At 64.7% G+C, this 25,912-nt stretch carries 27 protein-coding genes; 21 read left to right on the top strand and 6 right to left on the bottom strand.

The features are described 5' to 3' along the window. Positions 1–105 precede the first annotated feature (105 nt). The 5 genes from radC to ABD654_RS11835 all read left to right on the top strand — a co-directional run bounded on the left by radC (position 106) and on the right by ABD654_RS11835 (position 3,606). Complete coding sequence (gene radC, locus ABD654_RS11855; RefSeq protein ID WP_344705093.1) at positions 106–780, top strand: RadC family protein; 675 nt, start codon at positions 106–108, stop codon at positions 778–780. A gap of 197 nt (positions 781–977) precedes the next feature. Continuing rightward, complete coding sequence (gene rpmB, locus ABD654_RS11850) at positions 978–1,214, top strand: 50S ribosomal protein L28 (protein WP_344705092.1); 237 nt, start codon at positions 978–980, stop codon at positions 1,212–1,214. A 71-nt stretch (positions 1,215–1,285) separates the two neighbouring features. Then, the gene (gene rpmG / locus ABD654_RS11845; protein WP_189518268.1) at positions 1,286–1,441 is read left to right on the top strand and encodes a 50S ribosomal protein L33; all 156 of its coding nucleotides are present in this window, start codon (positions 1,286–1,288) and stop codon (positions 1,439–1,441) included. Positions 1,442–1,562: 121 nt separating this feature from the next. Further along, positions 1,563–2,384 carry a bifunctional DNA-formamidopyrimidine glycosylase/DNA-(apurinic or apyrimidinic site) lyase gene (gene mutM / locus ABD654_RS11840; RefSeq protein ID WP_344705091.1) on the top strand — a complete coding sequence of 274 codons (822 nt, stop codon included), beginning with the start codon at positions 1,563–1,565 and terminating at the stop codon, positions 2,382–2,384. Positions 2,385–2,415: 31 nt separating this feature from the next. After that, entirely contained in the window at positions 2,416–3,606 is a 1,191-nt protein-coding gene (locus ABD654_RS11835) for a class I SAM-dependent rRNA methyltransferase (protein WP_344705090.1), read from the top strand. A 68-nt stretch (positions 3,607–3,674) separates the two neighbouring features. Here ABD654_RS11835 and ABD654_RS11830 read toward each other — a convergent pair whose 3' ends face one another. Next, on the bottom strand, positions 3,675–3,920 hold the full coding sequence (locus ABD654_RS11830) for a SlyX family protein (protein WP_344705089.1): 246 nt from the start codon (positions 3,918–3,920) through the stop codon (positions 3,675–3,677). A gap of 83 nt (positions 3,921–4,003) precedes the next feature. On the opposite strand from ABD654_RS11830, the gene ABD654_RS11825 reads away from it, so the two are divergent. Next, positions 4,004–4,558, top strand: coding sequence for a cold-shock protein (locus tag ABD654_RS11825; protein WP_344705088.1), 555 nt, complete (start codon positions 4,004–4,006; stop codon positions 4,556–4,558). Between the two features lie 99 nt (positions 4,559–4,657). Here the strand turns inward: ABD654_RS11825 and dapE are convergent, their stop codons facing one another. From dapE to map, 5 genes are all read right to left on the bottom strand, one after another. Further along, positions 4,658–5,815, bottom strand: coding sequence for a succinyl-diaminopimelate desuccinylase (gene dapE / locus ABD654_RS11820; RefSeq protein WP_344705087.1), 1,158 nt, complete (start codon positions 5,813–5,815; stop codon positions 4,658–4,660). Beyond that, on the bottom strand, positions 5,802–6,827 hold the full coding sequence (gene dapD / locus ABD654_RS11815; RefSeq protein WP_344705086.1) for a 2,3,4,5-tetrahydropyridine-2,6-dicarboxylate N-succinyltransferase: 1,026 nt from the start codon (positions 6,825–6,827) through the stop codon (positions 5,802–5,804). Before dapD ends, dapE begins: the two co-directional genes overlap by 14 nt. Before the next feature lie 64 nt (positions 6,828–6,891). Beyond that, positions 6,892–7,260 (bottom strand): ArsC/Spx/MgsR family protein, encoded by a 369-nt coding sequence (locus tag ABD654_RS11810; protein WP_344705085.1) that lies wholly within the window; start codon positions 7,258–7,260, stop codon positions 6,892–6,894. Positions 7,261–7,285: 25 nt separating this feature from the next. Then, positions 7,286–9,961: a [protein-PII] uridylyltransferase gene (locus tag ABD654_RS11805; protein ID WP_344705084.1), complete on the bottom strand. Its 2,676-nt coding sequence runs from the start codon at positions 9,959–9,961 to the stop codon at positions 7,286–7,288. Then, positions 9,961–10,752, bottom strand: a complete 792-nt coding sequence (map, locus tag ABD654_RS11800) for a type I methionyl aminopeptidase (RefSeq protein WP_344705083.1) — start codon at positions 10,750–10,752, stop codon at positions 9,961–9,963. Before map ends, ABD654_RS11805 begins: the two co-directional genes overlap by 1 nt. A 397-nt stretch (positions 10,753–11,149) precedes the next feature. Between map and rpsB the strand changes: the two genes are divergently transcribed. The 15 genes from rpsB (at position 11,150) to rnhB (ending at position 25,865) form a co-directional block, all read left to right on the top strand. Beyond that, positions 11,150–11,902: a 30S ribosomal protein S2 gene (rpsB, locus tag ABD654_RS11795; protein WP_344705082.1), complete on the top strand. Its 753-nt coding sequence runs from the start codon at positions 11,150–11,152 to the stop codon at positions 11,900–11,902. Between the two features lie 88 nt (positions 11,903–11,990). Beyond that, entirely contained in the window at positions 11,991–12,860 is an 870-nt protein-coding gene (gene tsf / locus ABD654_RS11790) for a translation elongation factor Ts (RefSeq protein ID WP_344705081.1), read from the top strand. Positions 12,861–12,975: 115 nt separating this feature from the next. Further along, entirely contained in the window at positions 12,976–13,761 is a 786-nt protein-coding gene (gene pyrH / locus ABD654_RS11785; RefSeq protein ID WP_344705080.1) for a UMP kinase, read from the top strand. A gap of 13 nt (positions 13,762–13,774) precedes the next feature. Then, a complete protein-coding gene (frr, locus tag ABD654_RS11780) occupies positions 13,775–14,332 on the top strand; it encodes a ribosome recycling factor (protein ID WP_344705079.1) in 558 nt (185 codons plus the stop codon). A gap of 84 nt (positions 14,333–14,416) precedes the next feature. Beyond that, positions 14,417–15,211 (top strand): polyprenyl diphosphate synthase, encoded by a 795-nt coding sequence (gene uppS, locus ABD654_RS11775; protein WP_344705078.1) that lies wholly within the window; start codon positions 14,417–14,419, stop codon positions 15,209–15,211. Then, positions 15,204–16,016 (top strand): phosphatidate cytidylyltransferase, encoded by an 813-nt coding sequence (locus tag ABD654_RS11770; protein ID WP_344705077.1) that lies wholly within the window; start codon positions 15,204–15,206, stop codon positions 16,014–16,016. The genes uppS and ABD654_RS11770 overlap by 8 nt, the downstream gene beginning before the upstream one ends. Continuing rightward, positions 16,013–17,218, top strand: coding sequence for a 1-deoxy-D-xylulose-5-phosphate reductoisomerase (ispC, locus tag ABD654_RS11765; protein ID WP_344705076.1), 1,206 nt, complete (start codon positions 16,013–16,015; stop codon positions 17,216–17,218). Before ABD654_RS11770 ends, ispC begins: the two co-directional genes overlap by 4 nt. A 32-nt stretch (positions 17,219–17,250) precedes the next feature. Beyond that, positions 17,251–18,609, top strand: coding sequence for an RIP metalloprotease RseP (gene rseP, locus ABD654_RS11760; RefSeq protein WP_344705075.1), 1,359 nt, complete (start codon positions 17,251–17,253; stop codon positions 18,607–18,609). A gap of 98 nt (positions 18,610–18,707) precedes the next feature. After that, positions 18,708–21,056 (top strand): outer membrane protein assembly factor BamA, encoded by a 2,349-nt coding sequence (gene bamA, locus ABD654_RS11755; RefSeq protein WP_425552770.1) that lies wholly within the window; start codon positions 18,708–18,710, stop codon positions 21,054–21,056. 54 nt (positions 21,057–21,110) lie between these two features. Continuing rightward, entirely contained in the window at positions 21,111–21,608 is a 498-nt protein-coding gene (locus ABD654_RS11750) for an OmpH/Skp family outer membrane protein (protein WP_344705073.1), read from the top strand. 47 nt (positions 21,609–21,655) lie between these two features. Next, entirely contained in the window at positions 21,656–22,687 is a 1,032-nt protein-coding gene (gene lpxD / locus ABD654_RS11745; RefSeq protein WP_344705072.1) for a UDP-3-O-(3-hydroxymyristoyl)glucosamine N-acyltransferase, read from the top strand. A 142-nt stretch (positions 22,688–22,829) separates the two neighbouring features. Continuing rightward, entirely contained in the window at positions 22,830–23,273 is a 444-nt protein-coding gene (fabZ, locus tag ABD654_RS11740) for a 3-hydroxyacyl-ACP dehydratase FabZ (RefSeq protein ID WP_344705071.1), read from the top strand. Continuing rightward, the gene (lpxA, locus tag ABD654_RS11735; RefSeq protein WP_344705070.1) at positions 23,270–24,037 is read left to right on the top strand and encodes an acyl-ACP--UDP-N-acetylglucosamine O-acyltransferase; all 768 of its coding nucleotides are present in this window, start codon (positions 23,270–23,272) and stop codon (positions 24,035–24,037) included. Before fabZ ends, lpxA begins: the two co-directional genes overlap by 4 nt. Positions 24,038–24,076: 39 nt before the next feature. After that, complete coding sequence (lpxB, locus tag ABD654_RS11730; RefSeq protein ID WP_344705069.1) at positions 24,077–25,267, top strand: lipid-A-disaccharide synthase; 1,191 nt, start codon at positions 24,077–24,079, stop codon at positions 25,265–25,267. Then, positions 25,260–25,865: a ribonuclease HII gene (rnhB, locus tag ABD654_RS11725; RefSeq protein WP_344705068.1), complete on the top strand. Its 606-nt coding sequence runs from the start codon at positions 25,260–25,262 to the stop codon at positions 25,863–25,865. Before lpxB ends, rnhB begins: the two co-directional genes overlap by 8 nt. Positions 25,866–25,912: the final 47 nt, after the last annotated feature.

Here is a 25,912-nt window from a genome sequence, read left to right as displayed (position 1 = left end):
GCGTACCATACCATTCGCGCCGCGGCTTTGGCATGCTGAACGCGGGCGCACAAGGCTTTCGCGGTGCTTTATCAGGGATGACACAGACACAGACAGGGAGAGCGTATGGGGATCAACCACTGGCCGGAAGGCGAGCGGCCCAGAGAAAAGCTGCTGCAGATGGGGGCGCTGGCGCTTTCGGACGCTGAGCTGCTGGCGATATTTCTGCGGGTGGGCGTACCCGGGCGCTCGGCGGTGGATCTGGCGCGGGATTTGCTGGCCGAGTTTGGCGGACTGCGCCCGCTGCTGGAAGCCGACCAGCCGGCATTCTGCGCGGTGAAGGGGCTGGGTAGCGCCACCTATGCCCAGCTGCAGGCAACGCTTGAGCTTTCGCGCCGCCATCTGGCCAGCCAGCTGGCCCGGGGCAACGCGCTGACTTCGCCGGCGCTGGTACGCCACTACCTGACCGCGCAGATGCGCCACCTGGGCCACGAGGAGTTCGCCGCGCTGTTTCTGGACACCCAGCACCGCATCATCCGCTTTGAATCGCTTTTTCGCGGCACGCTGGACAGCGCCTCGGTCTACCCCCGGGAAGTCGCCCGGCGCGCGCTGGAGCTTGGGGCCGGGGCGCTGATTCTGGCGCACAACCATCCGTCGGGCGTGGCCGAGCCAAGCGATGCCGACCGGCGCATTACCCGGCGGCTACAGGACGCGCTGGGGCTTTTGGATATTCGCGTGCTGGATCATTTCGTGGTGGGCGACGGCGAGGTGGTTTCGTTTACCGAGCGCGGCTGGATGTAGCCCGGAACCGCTGCGAAAACGCGGTTTTTCTTGTCGTAGCGCGCTGTCTCTGGTATAAAATGCCACCTTTGAACTTGGGTTGAATAACGGGCCTGGGAAAGTCAAGGCGATCAAACGCCGGCTGCCGCCCTGCTCGGGTCTGCCCGACGGTTTTGAAAACGGTTTTTGCACCACTCGCCAAGCGGTTGGAGACTCTCATGTCCAATATATGTCAAGTTACCGGCAAAAGCCCGGTATACGGTAACAACGTTTCTCACTCCCAGCGCAGGACGCGTCGTCGTTTCGCGCCGAACCTGCACTCGCACCGCTTCTGGGTCGAGTCGGAAAACCGTTTTGTCAAGCTGCGCGTTTCCTCCAAGGGCATGCGCATCATCGACAAAAAGGGCATCGACAGCGTACTTGCCGACCTGCGCAAGCGCGGCGAAGCGTTCTAAGACGCCTGCGGGCCAGAGCTGGGCCGGGGCTTCCCGGCCAGACGTGCTGAATTTTTGGGGAGAGTTACACCATGCGCGATAAAATCAAGCTGGTATCCAGCGCCGGTACCGGTCACTTCTATACCACCGACAAGAACAAGCGGAATACGCCCGACAAGTTCGAGTTCAAAAAGTACGATCCGGTGGTACGCAAGCATGTGATCTACCGGGAAGCCAAGATCAAGTAAACGCGCTTGATCGGCTTTTCCGCAGGCGAGGACCTGTCGCAAAAACCCGGCTTCGTGCCGGGTTTTTGCGTGCCTGTCGTTGCCTGCGCTGTTACCCAGTCGAATAGCGACCCGTTTTGCCATGCCTGAACTGCCCGAAGTTGAAACCACGCGCCGCGGTATCGCCCCGTATATCCAAGGCCAGGAAATAACCGAGGTGCGCGTGCGCCATACCCGCCTGCGGGTGCCGGTGCCTGCGGATCTGGCCGAGCGGCTGATCGGTGCGCGCCTGGATACGCCCCGGCGCCGGGCCAAGTATCTGCTTTTGCCTCTGGTGGATGCGCCGGGCACGCTGCTGTGGCATCTGGGCATGTCCGGCAGCCTGCGTATCGCCCGGGTGGGCGATACACCGAAAAAGCACGACCACGTTGATCTGGTGCTTGCAAGCGGCGACGTGCTGCGCTACCACGACCCGCGCCGCTTCGGCTTTGTCGACTGGCTTGACGGCGACGAGAGTCGCGATTCGCGCCTGGCGCATCTGGGCCCGGAGCCGCTGTCCGAAGGCTTCACCGGCGAGCGGCTTTATCAGCGTTCGCGCGGGCGGCGCATGGCGGTCAAGCCGTTTTTGATGGATAGCCGCGTGGTGGTGGGGGTGGGCAACATCTACGCCGCCGAGGCGCTGTTCATGGCCGGGATTGATCCGCGCCGAGAGGCCGGGCGCATCAGCCGGGTGCGCTATCAGCGCCTGGCCGGTGCCGCCCGGGACGTGCTGGCCGCCGCGATTACCCAGGGCGGTACCACGCTGCGCGATTTCGTCAGCGGCCAGGGCGAGCCGGGCTACTTTGCCCAGCGGCTCAACGTCTACGGCCGCCGCGGCGAGCCCTGCCGGCGCTGCGGTGCGCGGCTCAAACACGTCGTGCTGGGCCAGCGGGCAAGCGTCTACTGCCCGGCCTGCCAGCGCTAAGTCTCGTATTACCCCTTTTTGGGAGACTCCTGTGAGCCAACCTCTGCGACTCAAGAAAAACGCCGACCGCCGCCTGAAGGCGGGGCACCTGTGGATCTATTCCAACGAAGTGGATATCCGCGCCACGCCGCTGAAAGCCTTTCAAAGCGGCGATCTCGCCCGGGTGGAGGCGTCCAACGGCCGCGCGCTGGGCGTGGCCTACGTCAACCCCGGCTCGCTGATCTGCGCGCGGGTCATGTCCCGGGACCCGGCAATGGCGGTGGACCGCTCGCTGTTTGTCCACCGCTTCAAGCAGGCCCTGGCCCTGCGCGAGCGCCTGTACGCCCGGCCGTTCTACCGGCTGATTCACGGCGAGGGTGATCTGCTGCCGGGGCTGGTGGTGGACCGTTTCGGCGATGTGGTCGTGGTGCAGCTCAATACCGCCGGCATGCAGGCGCTAAGCGAAGCCATCGTCGACGCGCTGGAAAAGGTCCTCAAGCCGGCCGCCATCGTGTTTCGCAACGACACCGGCGGGCGCCGTCAGGAAGGGCTCGACGCTCACGTCGAGGTTGTCAAGGGCACGCTGCCCGACGAAGTGCTGCTGGAAGAAAACGGCGTGTGCTTTGCCGTGCCGGTGCTCGACGGCCAGAAAACCGGGTGGTTTTTCGACCACCGCGACAACCGCGCCTGGCTCAACCGCCACGTGGCCGGCAAGCGCGTGCTGGACGTGTTCAGCTATGTGGGCGGCTGGGGCGTGCAGGCGGCGGCCAGCGGTGCGTCCGAGGTGCTGTGCGTGGACGCCTCGGGCGCGGCCCTTGAGCAGGTGGCGGGAAACGCCGAGCGCAACGGCCTGCACGAGCAGGTGGCCATCGGCGAAGGCGATGCCTTCGAGGCGCTGGCCGCGCTCAAGGCCGACGGCGAGCAGTTTGACGTGGTGGTGCTGGATCCGCCGGCGTTTATCAAAAAGCGCAAGGATATCCCCGCCGGCGAGCGCGCCTATGCCAGGCTCAACCGCGAAGCCATGCGCCTGCTGGGCCGGGACGGGCTGCTGGTGTCGGCGTCGTGCTCCATGCACTTGGCCCCCGAGCGGCTGATGGACGTGGTGCGCGGCGCGGTGCGCCATCAGGACCGCCACGGCCAGGTGATCTTTCAGGGCCATCAGGCGGCGGACCACCCGGTTCACCCGGCGATTCCCGAAACCGCCTACCTCAAGGCGCTGGGCGTGCGGGTTTTCCGCGACTAGCGCCGCCGGCCAGGGGGTCCGACACAGACTACCCTGGCCGGTTGGATACCGCGTCTTGGCTTAAGCGCTCAATAGTGCGGCGGCGCCTCGTCTTCGGCGTTGCCTGCCTGGGCTGCCGCGGTGTCGGCCGTTATCTGCTGTTCGCGAAGCCGCTTTTGCATCAGTGCGCTGATGCTTTCCAGCGCCTCCAGCCGGCGCTGCTGGGTGATGACGGCCTGATCAAGGGTGTCGAGCCAGTCTTCCTGAAAGGCCAGGCGGGCTTCCAGATCGTCAAGTCGTGCCTGAAGGGCGGCAGGCGACAATTTGTGGGGCATGGTAACATCGCCGTCTTGTGGAGTTTGGGACGACGTATTGTCCTTCCTTTGTCATCGATACAACAAGCGAGCTTTTTCTATCCATGAATCCAAAAGTTGTGTTGCGCTGTATTCTGATCAGTCTGCTGCTGGCCGCGCCGGCGCCTTTTTTGCTGACGGGCATTTTTCAGCTGGTCAGCACCCCGCTTATCAATGAGTGGATCGCCGAGTTTGCCATGATCGGCGGCGTCGGCGCGTATTTTGCCGCAGCGCTTGGCTGCTTTGTGCTGCTGTGCGTGGGCACGCTGGCCGCCGCGGCGCTGGCGCCGCCCATGGTCGTGCAGGCACCCAGTGCCCCGGTAGCCGCCGCTGCGCCACCGGCGGATGAGGCGCCGGTGGCGTATGAACAAGAGGAGCGGGATCACGAAGATAACGTGATTGACCCCGACGACGGGCGCGAAGAAGGCGACGTCAAGTGGTTCAATACCAACAAGGGCTACGGCTTTATTACCCGGGACAGCGGCGAAGACGTTTTCGTCCATTTTCGCGCCATTCGCGGGCGCGGCCCGCGGATGCTGCACGAAGGGCAGGTGGTGCGCTATCAGGTGATTCGCAACGAACGCGGCCTGCAGGCCGACGACGTCAGCATTCTTGAATAGGCCAGGCGTTTTGCTGGCATAAGCCAGGCGCCTTCGCTTTATCCAAACCCCGCCGCGGCGGGGTTTTTTTGCGTAATACGCGCGGCTTTTGTGACGCGCTTACGCGCTGGCGGCCGGGCCGAACAGCGCCTCAACAATGGCGGTATAGATGCGGCTCAGGTCGTCCAGATCCGCGGCGCGAACGCGCTCGTTGGCCTTGTGGATGGTGGCGTTGAGCGGGCCCAGCTCCACCACCTGGGCCCCCAGCGTGGCGATAAAGCGCCCGTCCGAGGTGCCGCCGGAGGTGGATAGTTCAGGCCGCTTGCCGGTCACGGCCTGCACGCCCTGTGTGGCGGCGTCGATCAGCGCGCCGGCGGCGGTTAAAAACGGCTCGCCGCTGAGGTTCCAGTCCAGCTCGTAGGCCAGGCCATAGGCGTCCAGCAGCGCTTCGGTGCGCGTTTTGAGCGCGTCGGCGGTGACCTCGGTGGAAAAACGAAAGTTGAAGATCACTTCCAGCTCGCCGGGAATGACGTTGGTGGCCCCGGTGCCGGCGCGCAGGTTGGAAATCTGGAAGCTGGTGGCGGGAAAGAAGGCGTTGCCTGCGTCCCAGCGCTCTTGGATCAGCGCATCCAGCGCTGCCATGGCCTGGTGGACCGGATTGCGCGCCAGATGCGGATAGGCCACGTGGCCCTGAATCCCCTGTACCCGCAGCACGGCGCCCAGCGAGCCGCGCCGGCCGTTTTTGATCACGTCCCCCAGCCGCGCGGTGGACGAAGGCTCGCCGACAATGCAGTAGTCCAGCCGTTCGTGGCGCTCGCGAAGGTGCTCGACCACCGCCCGGGTGCCATCCCTGGCGGGGCCTTCCTCATCGGAGGTGAGCAAAAAGGCGATGCGCCCGTCGTGATCCGGGTGGCGGGCAACGAAAGCTTCCACGGCGGTGATCATGGCGGCCAGGCTGCCTTTCATATCCGCCGCGCCGCGCCCGCAGAGCATGCCGTCCGCGTCGATGCACGGCTCAAAGGGCGGATACTGCCAGGCGCTTTCCGGGCCGCTGGGTACTACGTCGGTATGGCCGGCAAAGGCCAGCACCGGGCCGTGGTGGCCGCGCACCGCCCAGAGGTTGTCGACCTCGCCGAAGGGCAGGCGCTCGATATGAAAATCCAGCGCCTCAAGCCGCGCGATGAGCAGCGCCTGGCAGCCTTCGTCGTCCGGGGTGACCGAGGGCCGGCGCATCAGCTCGCAGGCCAGTTGGAGCGTGGCAGACTCAGTTGTGGGCATGCAGCGCCTCGTTCAGTGCCACAGCACTCTTGTTGGTCAAGCATTCGATGCGCCCGTTTTGCGAGCTGCGCCGCAGCAACAGATCGCTCTGGCCGGCCAGCGCCCGGGCGGCGACCACGCCGGCCTCGCTGCCCTCGGCGTCGATCAGGGTGACCTTGGCCCCGGCGGTCACGTAGAGCCCGGCCTCCACGGTGCAGCGGTCGCCCAGCGGAATGCCGATGCCGGCGTTGGCGCCGATCAGGCAGCCTTCGCCGATCTTGATGACGATGTTGCCGCCGCCGGACAGCGTGCCCATGGTGGAGCAGCCGCCGCCCAGGTCCGAGCCCTTGCCCACGGTGACGCCGGCGGAGACGCGCCCTTCAATCATCCCCGGGCCGTCGCTGCCGGCGTTGAAGTTGACAAAGCCTTCGTGCATCACCGTGGTGCCTTCGCCGAGGTAGGCGCCCAGCCGCACCCGGGAGGTGTCGCCGATGCGTACGCCACGGGGGACGACGTAGTCGGCCATTTTGGGAAACTTGTCCACGCAGTCCACGCGCAAGGTGCGCCCGGCCAGGCGCGCCTTGAGCCGGCGGGCGGGCAGCTCTTCGATGTCAACGGGGCCTTCATCGGTCCAGGCGATGTTGCGCAGCAGGCCGAACATGCCGGTGAGGTCCACGCCGTGGGGCTTGACCAGGCGATGGGACAGCAGATGCAGCTTGAGATAGACCTCGGGCGCGGTTTGCGGCGGCCGGTCGCGGTCGATAAACATGGCCACCAGCGGGCGCCGGCTTGCCCCCAGCGCCTCGGCAAGCTCGGCCTGTTCGGCGTGGCCGGCGTCAGCCAGCGCCCGGGCGAGGGTCGGGCAGTCTTCGGGCAGAAAGCTCACGGCGGCGTTGCCGTCCGGGGCGTCCAGCGCCTTTTGGGCGGCGTCGGTCAGGCTGGCGTCCGGCTGAAAAAGCGGGGCCGGGTAGTAGATGTCCAGCCAGTCGCCCTGGGTGTTCTGGGTGCCGATGCCGAGTGCAAAGCTGAGCATGCGTCGCTCCTTGAATGCAGAAGATGCTGCGGAATGGGCGCGGCGGCCCGCCGCGCCTCAGGCGTCAGAGCGTGCCAAGATCGGCGTAGTCGCCGTCCCGGTAGCCGGTGGCAAGCAGGATGCCGTCAGCGGCGGTGAGCAGCGGGCGCTTGAGCAGGGTAGGGTGCTCGGCCAGAAGCGCCCGGGCCCGGGCCGTGTCCGGGGCGTCGGCGGCGAAGGCGCGTTTGTCGGCGTCATCCAGCTCGCGCCAGGTCTTGCTGCGTTTGTTGGCCGCGCCCGCCGCACCGCGCTCGGCCAGCAGCGTGTCGATCAGCGCCTGTGGCACGCCGTCTCGGCGCAGGTCGTGCAGGCGGTACTCCGTGCCCTGTGCATCAAGCGCCCGGCGGGCCTTGCGGCAGGTGTCGCAGGTGGTAATCGTGTAAAGGGTGAGCATGGTGTCCTCGGGTGATCCTTCGTCGTTATACGCTCAGCACGTCGATCAGACGCTCGCGCAGCCGGGCCTGACGGTCGGGATCGGTGAGCGGCTCGCCGGCCTTGGTGGTGATGAAAAACACGTCTTCCACGCGCTCGCCGAGCGTGGCGATCTTGGCGGCGGAAAGAGCGATGTCCTGCTCCATGAAAATGCGCCCCACCCGGGCCAGAAGCCCGGGGCGATCCGGGGCGGTGAGCTCCAGCAGCGTGCGCTCGTTGGCCGGGTCCTGCTCGATGCTGACGTGGGTGGCCACCTTGAAGTGCTTGAGCTTGCGCGGGGTGTGGCGGGTGACAATGCGCGGATAGTCGTCCGGGTCGTCCAGCTCCTCGACCAGATGGCGGCGCATCTCTTCTATGCGTTCGCTATCGCGGATGGCCTGGTGCTGGTTGTCCAGCACGATAAAGGTGTTCAGCGTCCAGTCGTTGTGCGAGGTGGCGATGCGCGCGTCGTGAATGGAAAGCCCCAGCTGTTCCATGGCCGCGGCGGTGGCGGCAAACAGATCGTCCACCGAGCGGGTATGGATAAACACCTGGGTGCCGCCCGTTTCCATGCCGTCGGCGGGTGCGCTGATCAGCACCAGCGGCAGCTGCGGGTCGCGGTGGGCGAGAATGCCCCGGGTCTGCCAGACGATTTCGCCGGGGGCGTACTGCAAAAAGTAGTCTTCGCCCAGCGAATCCCACAGCGGGTCGATGCGAGCGTCGTCGATGCCGGCATCGTGGAGCAGTGAGCGCGCCTCGTCGCGGGTTTCGCGCACCCAGTCGTCGCGGTCCGGCGGGTTGTCCAGCCCGCGGCGCAGCGCGCGGCGGGTTTCGGCGTGGAGCTGGCGCAAAAGCGTGGCTCGCCAGCCGTTCCACAGCGACGGGTTGGTGGCGTTGATGTCGGCCACGGTGAGCACGTACAGGTAGTCCAGCCGGGTTTCGTTGTGCACGGTCAGGGCGAAATCGCGGATGACTTCAGGATCGGTGATATCGCGCTTTTGCGCAGTCATCGACATCAATAGGTGATGCTCCACCAGCCAGCTGGCCAGGCGCGTATCGTGGGCGGAAAGCCGGTGGCTGTGGCAAAACGCTTCTACGTCCCGCGCGCCGATGATGGAGTGATCGCCGCCGCGGCCCTTGCCGATATCGTGAAACAGCCCGACGATCCACAGCACGTCCAGCCTTGGCAGTTTGGGCATCAGCTCGGCGGCCACGGCGTAGTCCGTCCGCGCTTCGGGCTTGCGAAAGCGGTGCAAAAGCTTGAGCAGCTTTAAGGTGTGGGCATCCACGGTGTAGAGGTGAAACAGGTCGTGCTGCATCAGCCCCACGGCCTGGCCGAACTCGGGCAGGTACTTGCCCAGAATGCCGTAGCGGTTCATCCGCCTGAGCTGGCGCGCCACGTTGCCCGGCGAGCGCAGAAGCGCCAGAAACAGCCGCTGGTGCGCCGGATCTTCGCGGTAGTGATCGTCGATCAGGTGGCGGTGATCGCGGATCAGGCGGATGGTGTCGGCGCGCACCCCTTCGATCTCGGGGTGGTTGGCCATGAGCAGAAAAAGCTCCAAAAGCGCTTCGGGATGCTCGCGAAACAGCGAGCGCGAACGCGCCTGAATATAGCCGCCGCGGGTCTCGAAGCGCTCGTTGAGCTCAATGGTTGCCAGCGCCTCGCCGCCGCGCAAAATGACCTCGTCGAAGTGCTGCAACAGCATGTCGTTGAGCCCGGCAAGGGCGGTGACGTGGCGGTAGTAGCGCTTCATGAACTGCTCGACGGCCAAACGCTCGGCGCTGTCCTTGAAGCCGAACAGCTCAGCGATGCGGCGCTGGTGGTCAAACAGCAGGCGGTCTTCGGCGCGCCCGGCCAGCATGTGCAGGGCGTAGCGCACCTGCCACAAAAACGCCTGTCCCTGGCTTAAAATGCGCAGCTCGGCGTCGTTCATAAAGCCGTTGGCGACGATATCGGCGTAGTGCTCGGTGCCGAAATGGCGCTTGGCCACCCAGCCGATCATCTGAATATCGCGAAGCCCCCCGGGGGAGCTTTTGATGTTGGGCTCCAGGTGATATTCGGAGTTGCTGTAGCGCTGGTGGCGGGCGAGCTGCTCGTCGCGCTTGGCGGCAAAAAAACGATCGGCAGGCCACAGCCGGCGGGTATCCAGACGTTCGCGCAGGGCGTCGCGCAGGCGCTCAGGGCCTTTTATCAGCCGGGTTTCCAGCAGGTTGGTCATCACCGTGACATCGTCCCGGGCTTCGCGCTCGCAGTCGTTAAGCGAGCGTACGCTGTGGCCGATTTCCAGACCGATATCCCAGAGAAAAGTGATAAAGGCGGTGAGCGGCTCGCGGTAGGCGCGGTCGTCATCGCCTTCGAGCAGCACCATCAGGTCGATATCGGAATGCGGGTGCAGCTCGCCGCGGCCAAAGCCGCCCACGGCGAGCAGGGCAATGCCGTCGTCGGGCCAGGCGTGCTGCGCCCAGGCAACGGCCAGCAGCCGGTCGAGGTGCCAGGCGCGCCCGCGCACCAGATCGCGAATGTCGGCACCCTGGCGAAAGCGCGCGTCCAGCTGCTGCTGAAGCGACGCCAGCGCCGCTTTGAACGGCGCGACCGGCGAGCGCGAGCCGGCGAGCTCGGCGCGAAAAGCGTCGAGATCGAGCAGGGTGGTATCCGGCACGAAGCGGTAGTGATGAAGCAGCATTAGCCCTCGAGAAAGCTCAGGTCTTCGTCGCGCCGGGCGGTGAGCACTTCCACGCCGGTGTCGGTGACCAGCAGAGTGTGCTCCCACTGGGCGGAAAGGCTGCGGTCCCGGGTCACCGCCGTCCAGCCGTCGCGCAGCACCTTGGTTTTGTAGCTGCCGACGTTGATCATGGGTTCGATGGTGAAGCACATGCCGGGGGCAAGCGCGATGTCGGCTTCCGGGGCGTAGCCGTCGTAGTGCAGAAACTGCGGCTCTTCGTGGAAGTCGGCGCCGATACCGTGGCCGCAAAAGTCGCGCACCACCGAATAGCCGCTGGCCTCGGCGTGGTGCTGGATGACCCGGGCAAGCTCGGACAAACGCACGCCGGGCTTGATGGCGGCCATGCTTTTATACAGGCATTCCTGGGTCACCCGGCTTAAGCGCTCGCCCTGAATGGACTCGCCGACGATGAACATCATGCTGGAGTCGCCGTGATAGCCGTCAGCGGTTCTGACGGTGATGTCGAGGTTCAGGATATCGCCTTTTTTAAGCTTTTTGGCGTCATCAGGGATGCCGTGGCAGACCACATGGTTGATCGAGGTGCACGTCGCCTTGGGAAAGCCGTGATAGTTCAGCGGCGCCGGGGTCGAGCCCAGCTCGTTGACGATATAGTCATGGCACAGGCGGTCAATTTCCCCGGTGCTGATGCCCGCCTTGACGTGGGGGATGATCATTTCAAACACGCTGGCCGCCTGGCGGCCGGCCACGCGCATCTTGTCGATTTCGGCGGACGTTTTAATCGGGACGTTCATGGATACTCGTTGATATAGAAGGTGAAAGCCATAAGGCGGTGAAGCCAGCGGATAAGATCCGGCCCGCGGATAAGCCGGTAAAAGGCGCGGCGACTTCATCTTGACGGGGAACTATGGTATAAAGCCGCGCGCTTTCCTGCAATCGTGCGTCGTATCCGGGCAGCGCTATGCACCCCGGCCTCGGCCGGAGCCGATAAGGGCTCGCCCCGGCGTTGCAACGAAGCGTGTCGCTACCGTGCCCCGCGGCGCGGCAGCCGCTACTTATATTAGTAACCGCAAGCCTTGAAAACACACATGCACCGGCACATGGTCCCGGGTGCCGATGAACGCCACGCGGCGTCGCCGGTCGGATCCATGGGGTGCGTGGAGGCCTAACCCGAGTTTCAGGAGTTCTACCATGGCACATGTCAATATGCGTGACCTGCTCAAGGCAGGTGCTCACTTCGGCCACCAGACCAAGTACTGGAACCCGAAGATGAGCCAGTACATCTTCGGCGCGCGCAACAAGATCCACATCATCAACCTTGAGTACACGCTGCCGGCGCTGAACGAAGCGATCGACGTTGTCGCCAAGATGGCCGCGGCCAACAACAAGATCCTGTTTGTCGGCACCAAGCGCAGTGCCAGCAAGATCATCAAGGAAGAAGCCAACCGCGTCGGCCAGCCGTTTGTCAATCACCGCTGGCTCGGCGGCATGCTGACCAACTTCAAGACCATCCGTCAGTCCATCAAGCGCCTGCACGACCTGGAAGCGATGCACGAAGACGGCACCTTCGAAAAGCTGGTCAAAAAAGAAGTGCTGATGACCACCCGCGAGCAAGACAAGCTTGAGCGTTCCATCGGCGGTATCAAGCACATGAACGGCCTGCCGGACGCGCTGTTTGTGGTCGACGTAGACCACGAGCGCCTGGCCATCAACGAGGCCAACAAGCTGGGCATCCCGGTCATCGGCGTGGTGGATACCAACTCCAACCCTGACGGCGTTGACTACGTGATTCCGGGCAACGATGACTCCATCCGCGCCATTCAGATCTACGTCAAGGCCATCGCTGACGCCTGCGCCAGCGCCAAGGAAGGGGATCCGGACGAGTTTGTCGAAGTTACCGACGACGAGGCCCCGGCCGCCGATCAAAGCGCTGCCGCCGAGTAAGCCGGCTCGCTTGTGGTACCGGCCAGGGGGTGCGCCCCCTGGCCATGGCGTTTCATCATTTCGTTAGACTTATCAGAGGTGAATTCCCATGGCAGCTATCAGCGCCTCTCAGGTCAAGGAACTGCGCGAGCGCACCGGCCTTGGCATGATGGAGTGCAAAAAAGCACTCACCGAAACCGACGGCGATATCGACGTCGCGATTGAAAATCTGCGCAAAAACTCCGGCCTCAAGGCCGCCAAGAAAGCCGAACGCACCGCCGCTGAAGGCGCCGTCGTTACCCGGGTAGCCGACGACGGCAGCTACGGCGTTATGGTCGAGATCAACTCCGAGACCGACTTTGTCGCCCGCGACGACAACTTCACCGCGTTTGCCGATACGATTGTGGATGCGTTTTTCGCCGCCAAAAACGACGACGTCGCCGCGGTGATGCAAGGCGATCTGGAAAAGACCCGCGAAGAGCTGGTGCAAAAGATCGGCGAGAACATCAGCGTGCGTCGCGCCGTGGTGGTGGACGCCGGCGAGGGCAACACCGTGGGCGCCTACGTTCACGGCGGCCGCATCGGCGTTTTGACCGTGCTCAAGGGCGGCACCGCTGAGGCCGCCAAGGACGTTGCCATGCACGTCGCGGCGATCAACCCAAGCGTTGCCCGTCCCGACGACATGCCCCAGGAGCAGCTGGACGCTGAAAAAGCGGTTATCCTGGCCCAGCCGGACATGGCCGGCAAGCCGGAAAACATTGCCGAAAAAATGGTCCAGGGCCGCCTGAAGAAATACCTGGCGGAAAACAGCCTGACCGAGCAGCCCTTCGTCAAAAACCCTGACCAGAGCGTGGCTGAATACGTCAAGGCAGCGGGCGGCGAAGTGGTCGGCTTTACCCGTTTTGAAGTGGGTGAAGGCATCGAGGTCGAAGAAGTCGATTTTGCCAAGGAAGTCATGGAACAGGCTGGCCGCGCCTAAGGCCTGCGTTTCTGTCCATGAGGCGTGCGTCCCGGCGCACGCCTTTGTGTATCTGCTTCCCGCTTCCGGGAGCCACCGCCATTTATCCGCTCACGCCTGCTGCAGGAGAGTTGCCATGCCCCACCAGACAAACGAACCGCTGTCCCCCGCCGCCCACAAGGCTGAAAGCCCGCAGTCGAGCAGCTCCAAGTCAAACTACAAGCGTATTTTGCTCAAGCTCTCGGGCGAGGCGCTGATGGGCGAGCACGACTTTGGCATTGACCCGAAGGTGCTTGACCGCATGGCGCTGGAAATCGGCCAGCTGGTCGGCATCGGCGTGCAGGTCGGCATTGTCATCGGCGGCGGCAACCTGTTTCGCGGGGCCGCGCTCAACGAGGCGGGCATGGACCGCGTCACCGGGGATCACATGGGGATGCTGGCCACGGTGATGAACGCGCTGGCCATGCGCGATGCGCTGGAGCGCTCCAACATTCGCTCCCGGGTCATGTCGGCCATTCAGATGAGCGGCGTGGTGGAACACTACGACCGCCGGTCGGCGATTCGCTATCTGACATCGGGCGATGTGGTGCTGTTTTCCGCCGGCACCGGCAACCCGTTTTTTACCACCGACTCCGCCGCCTGCCTGCGCGGCATCGAGGTCGACGTGGACGTGGTGATCAAGGCGACCAAGGTCGACGGCGTCTACGACAAGGACCCGGAAAAGCATCCGGATGCGGTGAAATACGAGCAGCTCAGCTACGATGATGCGCTGGAGCAAAAGCTCGGCGTCATGGATTTGACCGCTATCTGTCTGGTGCGTGACCATAATATGCCGGTGCGGGTATTCGACATGAACAAGCCGGGCGCGCTGCTGAACCTGGTCGTGGGAGGCCGGGAAGGCACGCTGATCAACCAAGGCTAATACGCGAGGGTAAGTGATGGAAGACATCAAGAAAGATGCCGCAACCCGCATGAAAAAAAGCGTCGAGATGCTGCATGCCAACTTCAACAAGATTCGTACCGGCCGTGCCCATCCGAGTATTCTCGATGCGGTCACCGTTGACTATTACGGCGGCGAGGTTCCGCTCAACCAGGTCGCGTCGATCAACGTGGAAGACGCGCGCACGCTGACGGTAAGCCCCTGGGAGGGCAACATGGTGCCCAAGATCGAAAAGGCCATCATGATGTCGGATCTGGGTCTCAACCCGTCAAGCGCCGGCAACGTCATTCGCGTTCCCATGCCCATGCTCACCGAGGAAACCCGCAAGGGCTACATCAAGCAGGCGCGCAGCGAAGCGGAAACCGCGCGGGTGGCGGTACGCAACGTGCGCCGCGACGCCAACGCCAGCCTCAAAACGCGGCTCAAGGACAAAGACATCAGCGAAGACGACCAGCGCCTGGGCGAAGAAGAGATCCAGAAGCTGACCGACAAGCATATCGCCGAGATTGATAAAGCGCTGTCTTCCAAAGAAGACGATCTGATGAAGGTGTAGCGTGCACGGTGCGCTATCGCCGCCCGATGCCGCCGTTTTCGACCTCGCGTTGCTTTCCATGTCTGATTTCAGAGCCGAGATGCCATGACGCCACCGTCGCCTACTGATACACGCCCGGCCCGCGCTGACAACGTCTGTGGCAACGTGCAAACGCCGGCGCTGCCCGCCCACGTAGCCGTTATCATGGACGGCAACAACCGCTGGGCGAAAAGGCGCGGCCTTTCCGGCGTGCGCGGCCATCGGGCCGGCGTCGAGTCGGTACGCGCGGTGATCCAGCGCGCCGGTGAACGCGGCGTGGGCACGCTTAGCCTGTTTGCCTTTTCCAGTGAAAACTGGAGGCGACCGGCAAGCGAGGTCAACGCGCTGATGGAGCTTTTTCTGATGGCGCTCAAGCGCGAAGTCAAAAAGCTCCACGAACGCGGAATCCGCCTGTCCATCCTGGGGGATCGGCAGGGCTTTTCCCATGCCATTCAGCAGCGTATCGCGCGCGCCGAAGCGCTGACCCGAAACAATGCCGGCATGCATTTGGTGATTGCCGCCAACTACGGCGGCAAGTGGGATATCGCCTGTGCAGCGCGGCAGCTGGCCGAGCAGGTAGCGGCCGGCACGCTTGACGCCGCCGACATTGATGCTGACCGGCTCGATCAGGCCATGGCGCATTCCGGCGTGCCGCCGGTTGACCTGTGCGTGCGCACCAGCGGCGAGCAGCGGCTTTCGAACTTTATGCTGTGGCAGCTGGCCTACGCCGAGCTGCATTTTTCTCCGCTGTTATGGCCGGACTTCGGCGCTGATGCGCTGGACGCCGCCCTTGACGATTTCGCCGGGCGCAAGCGTCGCTTCGGCATGAACGACGAGCAAACAGAGGTCCAGGGTGCTTAAACAGCGCATACTTACCGCCGCCTGGCTGGCGCCGCTGGCGCTGGCCGGGCTGTTCGGGCTTGACGGCGGCGCCTTTGCGCTGTTTGCCGGCGCCATTGTGCTGCTGGCCGGCCGAGAGTGGGCCCATCTGGCCGGTGTCACAACGTCGCTGGGACGCGGGCTTACGCTGGCCGGCCTGGCCGGTGTGCTGCTGGCGCTGTGGTTCGGCGGTGCGGCCCGGGCCAGCTGGCCGCTGGTGCTGGGGGCGCTGGGCTGGGCGCTGAACCTGTATTGGGTATCGCGCTATCCGGCCGCCGTGACCCAGTGGCAGACAACGAGTCGGCGGCTTGTCATGGGCTTTTGTGTGCTGGTGCCGTGCTGGGTCGGCTTTAACGTGCTGCGCGCCAGCGAGCCGGGCGGCGTGTGGCTGCTGTTTGTGCTGCTGCTGACGTGGGCGGCGGATATCGGCGCCTACTTTACCGGACGCGCCTTTGGCCGGCGCAAGCTTGCCCCGGCGGTCAGCCCGGGCAAGTCGTGGGAAGGAGTAATGGGCGGCATGGTTGCCACAGCGCTGCTGGCGCTGGTTTTCGCGGCCTGGCAGTCGCTGGGCGCGGCGGCGGCTGCCTTGCTGCTGGCGGCCACCGCCGGGGTGACCCTGGTATCGGTGCTGGGGGATCTTCTGGAAAGCATGCTCAAGCGCCACTGTGGGATCAAGGATTCCAGCAACCTGCTGCCCGGCCACGGCGGCGTGCTGGATCGCATTGACAGCCTGACCGCGGCGGTGCCGGTGTTCGCGCTTTTCTACCTGCAGGTGCTGGCCCTATGATGGACGCCGCCGTTCGCCGAATTACCGTGCTGGGGGCCACAGGCTCCATCGGCAAAAATACCCTGGACGTGATCGCCCGCCACCCAGAGCGCTACTCGGTGTATGCGCTGACGGCGCACACGTCAAAAAAGGCGCTGCTGGCCCAGTGTATTGAGCACCGCCCGGCGGTGGCGGTGCTTGACGGTGAGGCCGACGCGGCCTGGCTGCGCCGCGAGCTTGCCGCGGCAGGCATAGCCACCCGCGTGGCGGCCGGCGCCGAGGCGCTGTGTGATGTGGCCCGCGATAGCGCCGCCGATACCGTTATGGCGGCTATTGTCGGCGGCGCCGGGCTGTTGCCTGCGCTGGCCGCGGCGCGGGCCGGCAAGCGCGTGCTGTTGGCCAACAAAGAGGCGCTGGTGATGAGCGGGGCGCTGTTTATGGACGCCATCGCCGCGTCCGGGGCGACACTGCTGCCCATTGATTCGGAACACAATGCCATCTATCAGTGTCTACCCGCCGAGCATCGCGGCGGCCTTTCTCGCCACGGCGTATCACAGCTGCTGCTGACCGCCTCGGGCGGGCCGTTTCGCCATCTCAACGCCGAGGCCCTTGAACGGGTTACCCCCGAGCAGGCCTGCGCCCATCCCAACTGGTCCATGGGGCGCAAGATTTCCGTCGACAGCGCCACTTTGATGAACAAAGGCCTTGAGCTGATCGAGGCCTGCTGGCTGTTCGATGCCCACCCAAGCCAGGTGCAGGTCGTGGTTCACCCGCAAAGCGTGGTGCATTCCATGGCGGCCTACGACGACGGCTCGGTGATCGCTCAGATGGGTAATCCCGACATGCGCACGCCCATTGCCTACGGCCTGGCCTGGCCGGAGCGTATTGATGCGGGAGTGGCCACGCTGGATCTGTTTCAGGTCGCCCGGCTGGATTTCGAGCCGCCCGACGAGGCGCGCTTTCCCTGTCTGCGCCTGGCCCGGGAGGCCATGCTGGCCGGCGGCACCGCTCCCGCCGTGCTCAACGCCGCCAACGAAGTGGCCGTTGATGCCTTTCTTGATCGTCGCCTGGGGTTTGCATCCATTGCCCGAGTGGTGGAAGACGTGCTGGAAGGCCAGCCGCCGGGCGGTGCCAAGCGCCTTGAGGCAATTATTGACGCCGACCGGCGCGCACGCGACGCCGCTGTTCGGCGGCTGGCACACTACGCTGAGATGCGCGCCTAACCCGCGCATCCGGCGCGCAGGAGAAACAGCCAATGGGTCTGGTACAGAATATTCTAGCGGTGATCGTGGTGCTGGGCCTTTTGGTGACCTTCCACGAGTTCGGCCACTTCTGGGTGGCGCGCCGCTGCGGGGTCAAGGTGCTGCGCTTTAGCGTGGGCTTTGGCAAACCGCTGTGGTCCCGGGTAGACCGCCACGGCACCGAGTTTGCCGTGGCCGCCATTCCGCTGGGCGGCTATGTCAAAATGCTCGACGAGCGTGAAGCGCCGGTGGCCCCGGAAGAGCAGCACCGCGCCTTTAACCGCAAAAGCGTCTGGCAGCGCATCGCCGTTGTGGCAGCGGGGCCGGCGGCCAACTTTCTGCTGGCGATTGTGGCCTACTGGGCGCTGTTTGTGGCCGGCACCAGCGTGGTGGTGCCCAAGGTCGGCGCGGTGGCGCCGGCGTCGCCGGCTTTTGAAGCCGGGCTGCGCCAGGGCGACGAGCTGACCGGTATCCAGGGCGAGCCCGTGCGCTCCTGGGAAGACGTCAACCTGGCGCTGGTGGGGCTGATTGGCCACGACGGCGCGCTGGCGCTACAGGCGCGCCCGGAAGGCGCAAGCGCTGCTCGGCGCTACACGCTGCCGGTAGAGGACTATCTGGTGCGCCAGGACCCCCCGCGGCCGCTCAAGACCCTGGGTATTACGCCCTGGCAGCCGGCGTTTCCCCCGGTGCTGGGCCAGGTGGTGGACGGTGAGGCGGCAGCGCGTGCCGGGCTCAAGCCCGGGGATCGTATTGTTGCGGTCAACGGTGAGCGGATAAGCGACTGGATGGGCCTGGTCCAGCGCGTCCGCCAGCGCCCCGGCGAGGCGCTGACGCTGCGTTTCAAGCGCGACGGTGACAGCCGGGAAACGACCCTCACACCGAGCCGCCAGACGCTTTCGGATGACACGCAGATCGGCTATATCGGGGCCGGCGTGGCCGCTGCCCAGTGGCCCGACGAGATGCGCCGCGAAGTGCGCTTTGGCGCGGTTGAAGCGGTAGGCAAGGCGGTGTCGCGCACCGGCGAAATGACGCTGTTAACCCTGGATTCCATCGGCAAGATGCTGACCGGGCTGATCTCGCCGTCCAACCTGTCCGGGCCGATCACCATCGCCCGGATTTCCGGCGATTCGGCGCGCGCCGGGCTGGACGCCTTCGTCGGCTTTCTGGCGTATCTTTCCATCAGTTTGGGGGTGCTCAACCTGCTGCCGATTCCGGTGCTCGACGGCGGTCATCTGCTGTATTACGTCGTTGAGCTGGTGCGTGGGCGTCCGGTCTCCGACAAAACCCAGGCCCTGGGGCTGCGTATCGGCCTGGCGATGGTGGGAACGCTGATGCTGATGGCGCTGTACTTTGATCTGATGCGCCTGTGGTAACAACGTGTGCCGTGGCAGCGTGCCTTGTCATCTGCCCGCACAAATGTATAAGGTGCCTGTCTATTCGGTGGGCAGACCAACGCGAGCGAACTGACTGCATGAAAATAAAGACCCTAGGAATGGCGGCATTTCTGCTGGCGGCAGCCGGCAGCGCCCAGGCACAGCCCTTTGACGTTTCTGACATTCGTGTAGAAGGACTCAAGCGGGTCTCCGCCGCCTCGGTCTTTAATGCTTTTCCGGTAACCGCAAGCGATACCGTCAGCGAACGTGAGCTGGCCGCCGCCGCCCGGGAGCTGTTTGCAACCGGTTTGTTTGACGATGTCTCCCTGGCCCGGGAAGGCAGCGTGCTGGTGATCCAGGTCGTCGAGCGGCCCACCATCGCGCAGTTGAACATCAGCGGCAACGATCAGATCGCGGAAAAGGACCTGCGCGAGGGGCTGCGCGAGGCCGGTCTGTCAGAGGGGCAGGTGCTGGCGCTTTCCACCCTGGAAGAAATCCAGCGCGAGCTGGAAAGCGTGTATCAGTCCCAGGGGCGCTACAGCGCGCGCATCGATGCCGGCGTGGAAACCATCGACAACGGCCGCGTGAAGGTCAATATCGACATCAACGAAGGCGACGTGGCACGCATCCGCCAGATTAACATCGTGGGTAACCGCGCCTTTGACGACGACACCCTGCGCGATCTGTTCGAGCTTGAGGATAGGCCGGGCATGTTTTTCGGCTGGTTTTCAAGCGATGAATATTCTCGCCAGGCGCTGGCCGGCGACATCGAACGGCTGCGCACCTACTATCTGGACCGCGGCTATGCCAACTTTGAAGTGGCCTCAACGCAGGTCTCTATCGGGCCGGAAAAAACCGATATCTACATTACCCTGAACGTACACGAGGGCGAGCAGTATCGCATTGGTGATATTGGCTTTACCGGCAGGCTGATACTCGATGAAAGCGAAGCCCGGTCGCTGCTGGCGGTGGATCGCGGCCAGCAGTTCTCGCGCAGCAAGCTCAACGCCTCCACCGAGGCGCTGCGCAAAAGGCTGGGCGCTAAAGGCTTTGCCTTTGCCGAGGTGAACGCCGTCCCGACGATGAAGGCCGACAGCACGGTGGATCTGGTGCTCAACGTCGACCCCGGCGAGCGCACCTACGTGCGGCGCATCGAGTTCGAGGGCAATACCACCACCCAGGACGAAGTGCTGCGCCGGGAAATGATTCAGATGGAAGGCGCGCCGGCCTCTACCGACGATATTACCCAGTCGCGTCAGCGCCTCAACCGCCTTGGCTTTTTTAAGCAGGTCGAAGTGAATACCCGGCGCGTTCCCGGCGAACCCAACAAGCTTGACGTGACCTATGAAGTGGAAGAGCAGCCGTCGGGATCGGTATCGGCCAGCATCGGCTTTTCCCAGAGCGCCGGGGTCATCTACGGCGCTTCGCTTTCGCAGAAAAACTTTCTGGGCACGGGCAACCGCGTCAACCTCGGCGCCCAGCGCAGTGACACCTTCACCAGCGTGAACTTCGGCTTCACCGACCCCTACTGGACCCTCAACGGCGTGTCCCGGGGGTATAACGTCTTCTATCGGGAAACCGACTATGAAGATTCGGATATCTCCACCTACTCCACCGACTCCTACGGCGCGGGCATCAGTTTCGGCTACCCCATCAGCGAGCTTTCCCGGCTGAACTTCGGCGCCAGCGCTGAAGATCTCAAGGTCAAGACCTACTACGACACCGCCTCGGAAATCGAGCGCTACGTCGATGACGAAGGCGACAGCGCCAAGGCGGTGAAGCTTACGGGCAGCTGGACGCGCAACAACCTCAACCGCGGCATCATGCCCACCGACGGCAGCTACCAGCGGCTGTCGGTGGAAACCGCCGCGCCCGGCAGCGATACCAGCTACTTCAAGCTGCGCGCCCGGGCGCAGCAGCTGTTTGCCCTGGACGACGATGATCTATGGTCGCTGAAGTTCTCCGGCAATCTGGGCTACGCCGATACCTTCGGCGGCAGCGACCCGTTTCCCTTTTACGAAAACTTCTACGCCGGCGGGCTTGGCTCGGTGCGCGGCTTTACTTCCAACACGCTGGGCCAGCGCACCACGCCCAAGCGCGAAGGCGGGCGCGACCGCACCCTGGGCGGCAACGTGCTGGTGGAAGGCAGCGCTGAGGTGCTGTTTCCCATGCCGTTTGTCGAAGACCAGGATTCCATGCAGTCTTCGCTGTTTGTGGACGGCGGCAATACCTTTTTGACGTCCTGCTACGACGTGCTCGATGACGATGCCGCGCGGCAGAACTGCAGCTCCGGCGTGGACCTGGGGGAGCTGCGCTACAGCGCGGGGATCGGGCTTTCCTGGCTGACGCCGGTAGGCCCTTTGACCTTCAGCGTGGCGCGGCCGCTCAACGACGAGAGCGACGATGACACCGAGTTTTTCCAGTTCTCTCTGGGGCAGTCGTTCTAGCGGACCCGGCCCTGGCTGCCCTGACCCGGGCCGTACCAACGAGGAGACACAAGCATGCGCAAACGGATAGCGGTGGCGGCGTTGTTGATCGTGACAGCGCCTGTGTACGCAGCCCAGGTGGCCGTGCTGGACTGGCGTGCGGCGCTGATGAATACCGATTCCGCCCAGTCTTCCCTGAGCCGGCTGCAAAACGAAGTGGGCACGCAGCAGCGCCAGGCCAAGCAGCTGGGCGGCGAGCTTAAGCGCCTCCAGCAGCGCCTGCAAAGCGAAGGCGATGTGCTCTCGGATGCCCAGCGCCAAGAGCTGATCGGCGAGCTGCAGCAGAAGGGCAGCCGCTTTGAGACTCTGCGCCGCGAGGTGCTGACGGCCCAGCAGCGCTCGGAGCAGCAGTTTCTTGAGCGGGCCGAGCCGACGCTGGAAAAGGCCGTTGATCGCGTCATCGAGCGCCACGGCATTGACGTTTTAGTCGAGCCTCAGGGCGTGCTGCACTCATCCATGGACCTGCCCAACCTCACCGACGAGGTTACGCAGGAATTCAACGCACTGAATTAACTTCATCCGGTATGGGATCGCCGTACCGCTAGCATCTCTGGGCGCTTATGACGCATGCTTCTCACTTTTTGACCCTTGCCGACATTGCCCGCCATCTCGACGCGACGCTGGTCGGCAACGGCCAGACCGCCGTGCGCGGCCTGGCCACACTCAAAGACGCCGGCCCCGACCAGATCGCGTTTCTCGCCAACCGCGCCTATCTCAAGGACCTGGCGGCCACGCGCGCCGGGGCGGTGCTGCTACATCCCGACCACGGCGAGAGCTGCCCGGCGGCGCGCCTGGAGCTGGACAATCCCTATCTGGGCTATGCGCTGCTTTCCCAGCTGTTTGACCCCGTGCCGGCCCGGGACCGCCCGGGCATTCATCCGGCCGCGACGGTCGCCGACAGCGCGCGGCTGGGCGAGGGCGTGTGCGTGGCGGCCAACGCCGTGATTGAGCCCGGTGCGGTGCTGGGCAAGCGCGTGGTGGTCGGGCCGGGGAGCGTGGTCGGCGCCGACAGCGAGCTTGGCGATGATACCCGCCTGCACGCCAACGTCACGGTCGGTCACGGCGTTGTGGTGGGCAAGCGGGTTATTTTGCAAAGCGGCTGCGTGATCGGCGGCGACGGCTTCGGCTTTGCCCACGACGGCGCCGGCTGGCACAAGATCGCCCAGCTCGGCGGCGTGGTGCTGGGTGACGACGTGGAAGTCGGCAGCTGTTCAAGCATTGATCGCGGGGCGCTTGGCGATACGCGGATCGGCCGCGACGTCAAAATCGACAGCCAGGTCCAGATTGCGCACAACGTACAGATTGGCGATCACAGCGCGCTGGCCGGCTGCGTGGGCATTGCCGGCTCTACCCGGGTGGGCAAGCACTGCATGCTCGGCGGCGGGGTGGGCCTTTCGGGCCATCTCACCCTGTGCGACGGGGTTCAGGTAACGGGGATGAGCCTGGTGACCAACTCCATCCACGAGCCCGGGGTATACTCTTCGGGCACCGGGGCCATGGCCAATCACCAGTGGCGCAAAAGTGCCGTGCGTTTCAAGCAGCTGGACGACATGGCCAAGCGACTGTCGCGGCTGGAAAAACACCGCGACTAAGCGACGGCCGGCATAATTTGTACGGTGGCGCGCTTGAGGCCCGCGGGCAGCGCGGTATAATCCACTGCTTTTTTTTACCGGCCAGAGCGCTGGGGCTATCCGCATCATGCGCCGGATGGCTTGTCATACAGAGGTCGCTTCGATGGTTATGGATGTCAACGAAATTCGCGAATACTTGCCCCACCGCTACCCGTTTTTGCTGGTGGATCGGGTAACGCAGCTGGTGGAAGGCGAAACCATCGTGGCGTACAAAAACGTCAGCATCAACGAGCCGTTTTTCAACGGGCACTTTCCGCACCACCCGATCATGCCCGGCGTGCTGGTCATTGAAGCGCTGGCTCAGGCCTGCGGCATTCTCGGCTTCAAGACGGTGAAAAAGCGCCCCGCCGACGGCTACGTGTATTACCTGGTAGCAAGCGACAAAGTGCGTTTCAAGCGCCCGGTCATGCCCGGTGACAAGCTGGTGCTGGAAGCCAACGTGATCCGCGGCAAGCGTGGCATCTGGAAGTTTGCCTGCCAGGCGACCGTAGACGGCGAAGTCGCCTGTGAAGCCGAGATCACCTGCGCCGAGAGGAAGGTGGCTTGATTCATCCAACTGCTCTGGTTGACGCCTCGGCGCGCCTTGCCGAAGACGTTGAGGTCGGTCCGTTCTGCGTGATCGGCCCCAACGTCACCATCGGCGCGGGCTCTGTTGTTGGCCCCCACGTGGTGATCAAGGGGCCGACGACGCTCGGGGCGCGCACGCGTATTTTTCAGTTTGCCTCGGTCGGTGAAGACTGCCAGGACAAGAAATACGCCGGCGAACCCACCCGGCTGGTGCTCGGCGACGACAACGTCATCCGCGAAGGCGTAACCCTGCACCGGGGCACGGTGCAGGATCGCGGCGAAACCACCATCGGCTCGCGCAATCTGTTTATGGCCTACGTCCACGTGGGCCATGACTGCGTGATCGGCAACGACTGTGTGCTGGCCAACCAGGTAACCCTTGCCGGCCATGTGACGCTGGGCGATTTTGCCATCATCGGCGGGCTTTCCGCGGTGCACCAGTTCTGCCACTTCGGCGAACACGCCATGGCCGGCGGCGGCTCGATCATCACCAAAGACACGCCGGCCTTTATCATGATCAACGGCAGCCCCGCCCAGGCCCACGGGCTGAACGCCGTGGGGCTCAAGCGTCGCGGTTTCGAGCGCGAAGCGCTCAAGGGCCTGTCTGACGCCTACAAGCTGGTCTACCGCCAGGGGCTGACCGTGGAACAGGCGCTTGTCACCATGCGCCAGCGCTACACCCTCGACGCCGTGGAGCGCTTTGCCGCCTCCATCGAGCGCTCCACCCGGGGCATTGTCCGCTAGGGCGCCTTGAACGAACCGATCTTTCCAGCGAGGCCTGTGATGGCGCTTCGGCGAGTTTACATCGTGGCCGGGGAGCTTTCCGGCGATATTCTCGGCGCAGGGCTGATGCGCGAGCTTAAACGCCGCCATCCGGGCGTCGAATTTCGCGGCATCGGCGGGCCGCGCATGCTGGCCGAGGGCATGCACGGCTGCTTTGCGCTGGAGACGCTATCGGTGATGGGGCTGGTCGAGGTGGTCAAGCACCTGCCCGAACTGCTGCGCGTGCGCCGGGCGCTGGTCAACGATGCGCTGGCCTTTACGCCCGATGTGATGCTGGGCATCGACGCCCCGGACTTCAATCTGGGGCTTGAGCGGCGCCTGCGCGAGGCCGGCATTACCACCGCCCACTACGTCAGCCCCTCGGTGTGGGCCTGGCGCCAAGGGCGGGTCAAGGGCATTGCCCGCGCGGTGGATGCCATGCTTACGCTGCTGCCGTTCGAGGCTGATTTTTACCGCAAGCACCGCGAACATCGGGTGCCGGTGGCCTTTGTCGGCCATCCGCTGGCCGATGAAATGCCGCTGGAAAACAACCGCGCCGCCGCCCGCCGAGCGCTTGCGCTTGCCCCCGAGGCGCTGACGCTTGCCGTGCTGCCGGGCTCGCGCGCCAGCGAAATCCGCTTTATGGGCGCGACCTTTCTTGCCGCCGTCGCGCTTCTCTGCCGGCGCTTTGCCACGCTCACAGTCGTGATGCCCGCGGCCACGCCGGCAAGGCGCGACGAGCTGGAAAGCCTGCTGGAAACGCTGCCGGCGTCTTCGCCGGCCCGGGGCCGGATCACGCTGATTGACGGGCAGTCCCGGGAGGCTATGGTGGCCGCTGATGCGGTACTGCTGACCTCGGGCACCGCCGCGCTGGAAGCCATGCTCTGCCACCGGGCCATGCTGGTGGCGTATAAAATGGCCCCGGCCACCCACTGGCTGGCCAAGCGGCTGGTCAAGACGCCGTGGATCTCGCTGCCCAATCTCATCGCCCGGGAAACGCTGGTGCCGGAGCTGATTCAGCACGCCGCCACGCCCGAGGCCATCGCTGACGCGCTGGGGGCGATGCTTGCCGACGCCGGCGCGCGCGCCGCTCTGGAAGCGCGCTTTGCCCGCATGCACGAAGGGCTCCAGCGCGGCGCCAGCGCCCGTGCGGCGGACGCCATCGAAGCGCTCGCCGCAGGGCGCGGCATTGAGGAGGCCAGCCATGGCTGAGTTACCCCCGCTGACGGTGAACTATCACGGCGAACGGCTGGCCGGCGTCGACGAAGTGGGCCGCGGGCCGCTTGCGGGCAGCGTGGTGGCCGCCGCGGTGATGCTCGATCCGACCCGGCCGATTGAAGGACTCACGGATTCCAAGAAGCTCACCCCGCGCCGGCGGGAGGCGCTGGACGCGCTGATCCGCGAGCGCGCGCTGGCCTTTGCCGTGGCGGAGGCCAGCGCCGCTGAGGTCGATGCGCTGAATATCTATCACGCCACCCACCTGGCCATGCGCCGGGCCATCGACGCGCTGGCGCCCGCAGCGGAATATCTGCTGGTGGACGGTAACCGCCTGCCGGGGCACACGCTGCCGGGCCAGGCCGTGGTCCAGGGCGATGCCCGCCACGACGCCATTGCCGCCGCCTCGATACTCGCCAAGGTGGCCCGGGACGCCCAGATGATCGCGCTTGACGCCCGCCACCCCGAGTACGGCTTTGCCCGGCACAAGGGCTACCCGACAAAGGTCCACCTGGCGGCCCTTGAACGGCTCGGCCCGCTCCCCGAGCATCGGCGCAGCTTTGCCCCGGTGGCCCGGCAGCTGGCGCTGCTTTAGGCAGGGCGTTGGACGGTTGCCGGCGATTTTCATTTTCTGCGTTTTAG

Source organism: Halomonas cibimaris (assembly GCF_039537045.1).
Lineage (GTDB): Bacteria > Pseudomonadota > Gammaproteobacteria > Pseudomonadales > Halomonadaceae > Vreelandella > Vreelandella cibimaris.
This window is presented reverse-complemented; position numbering and strand designations above follow the sequence as displayed.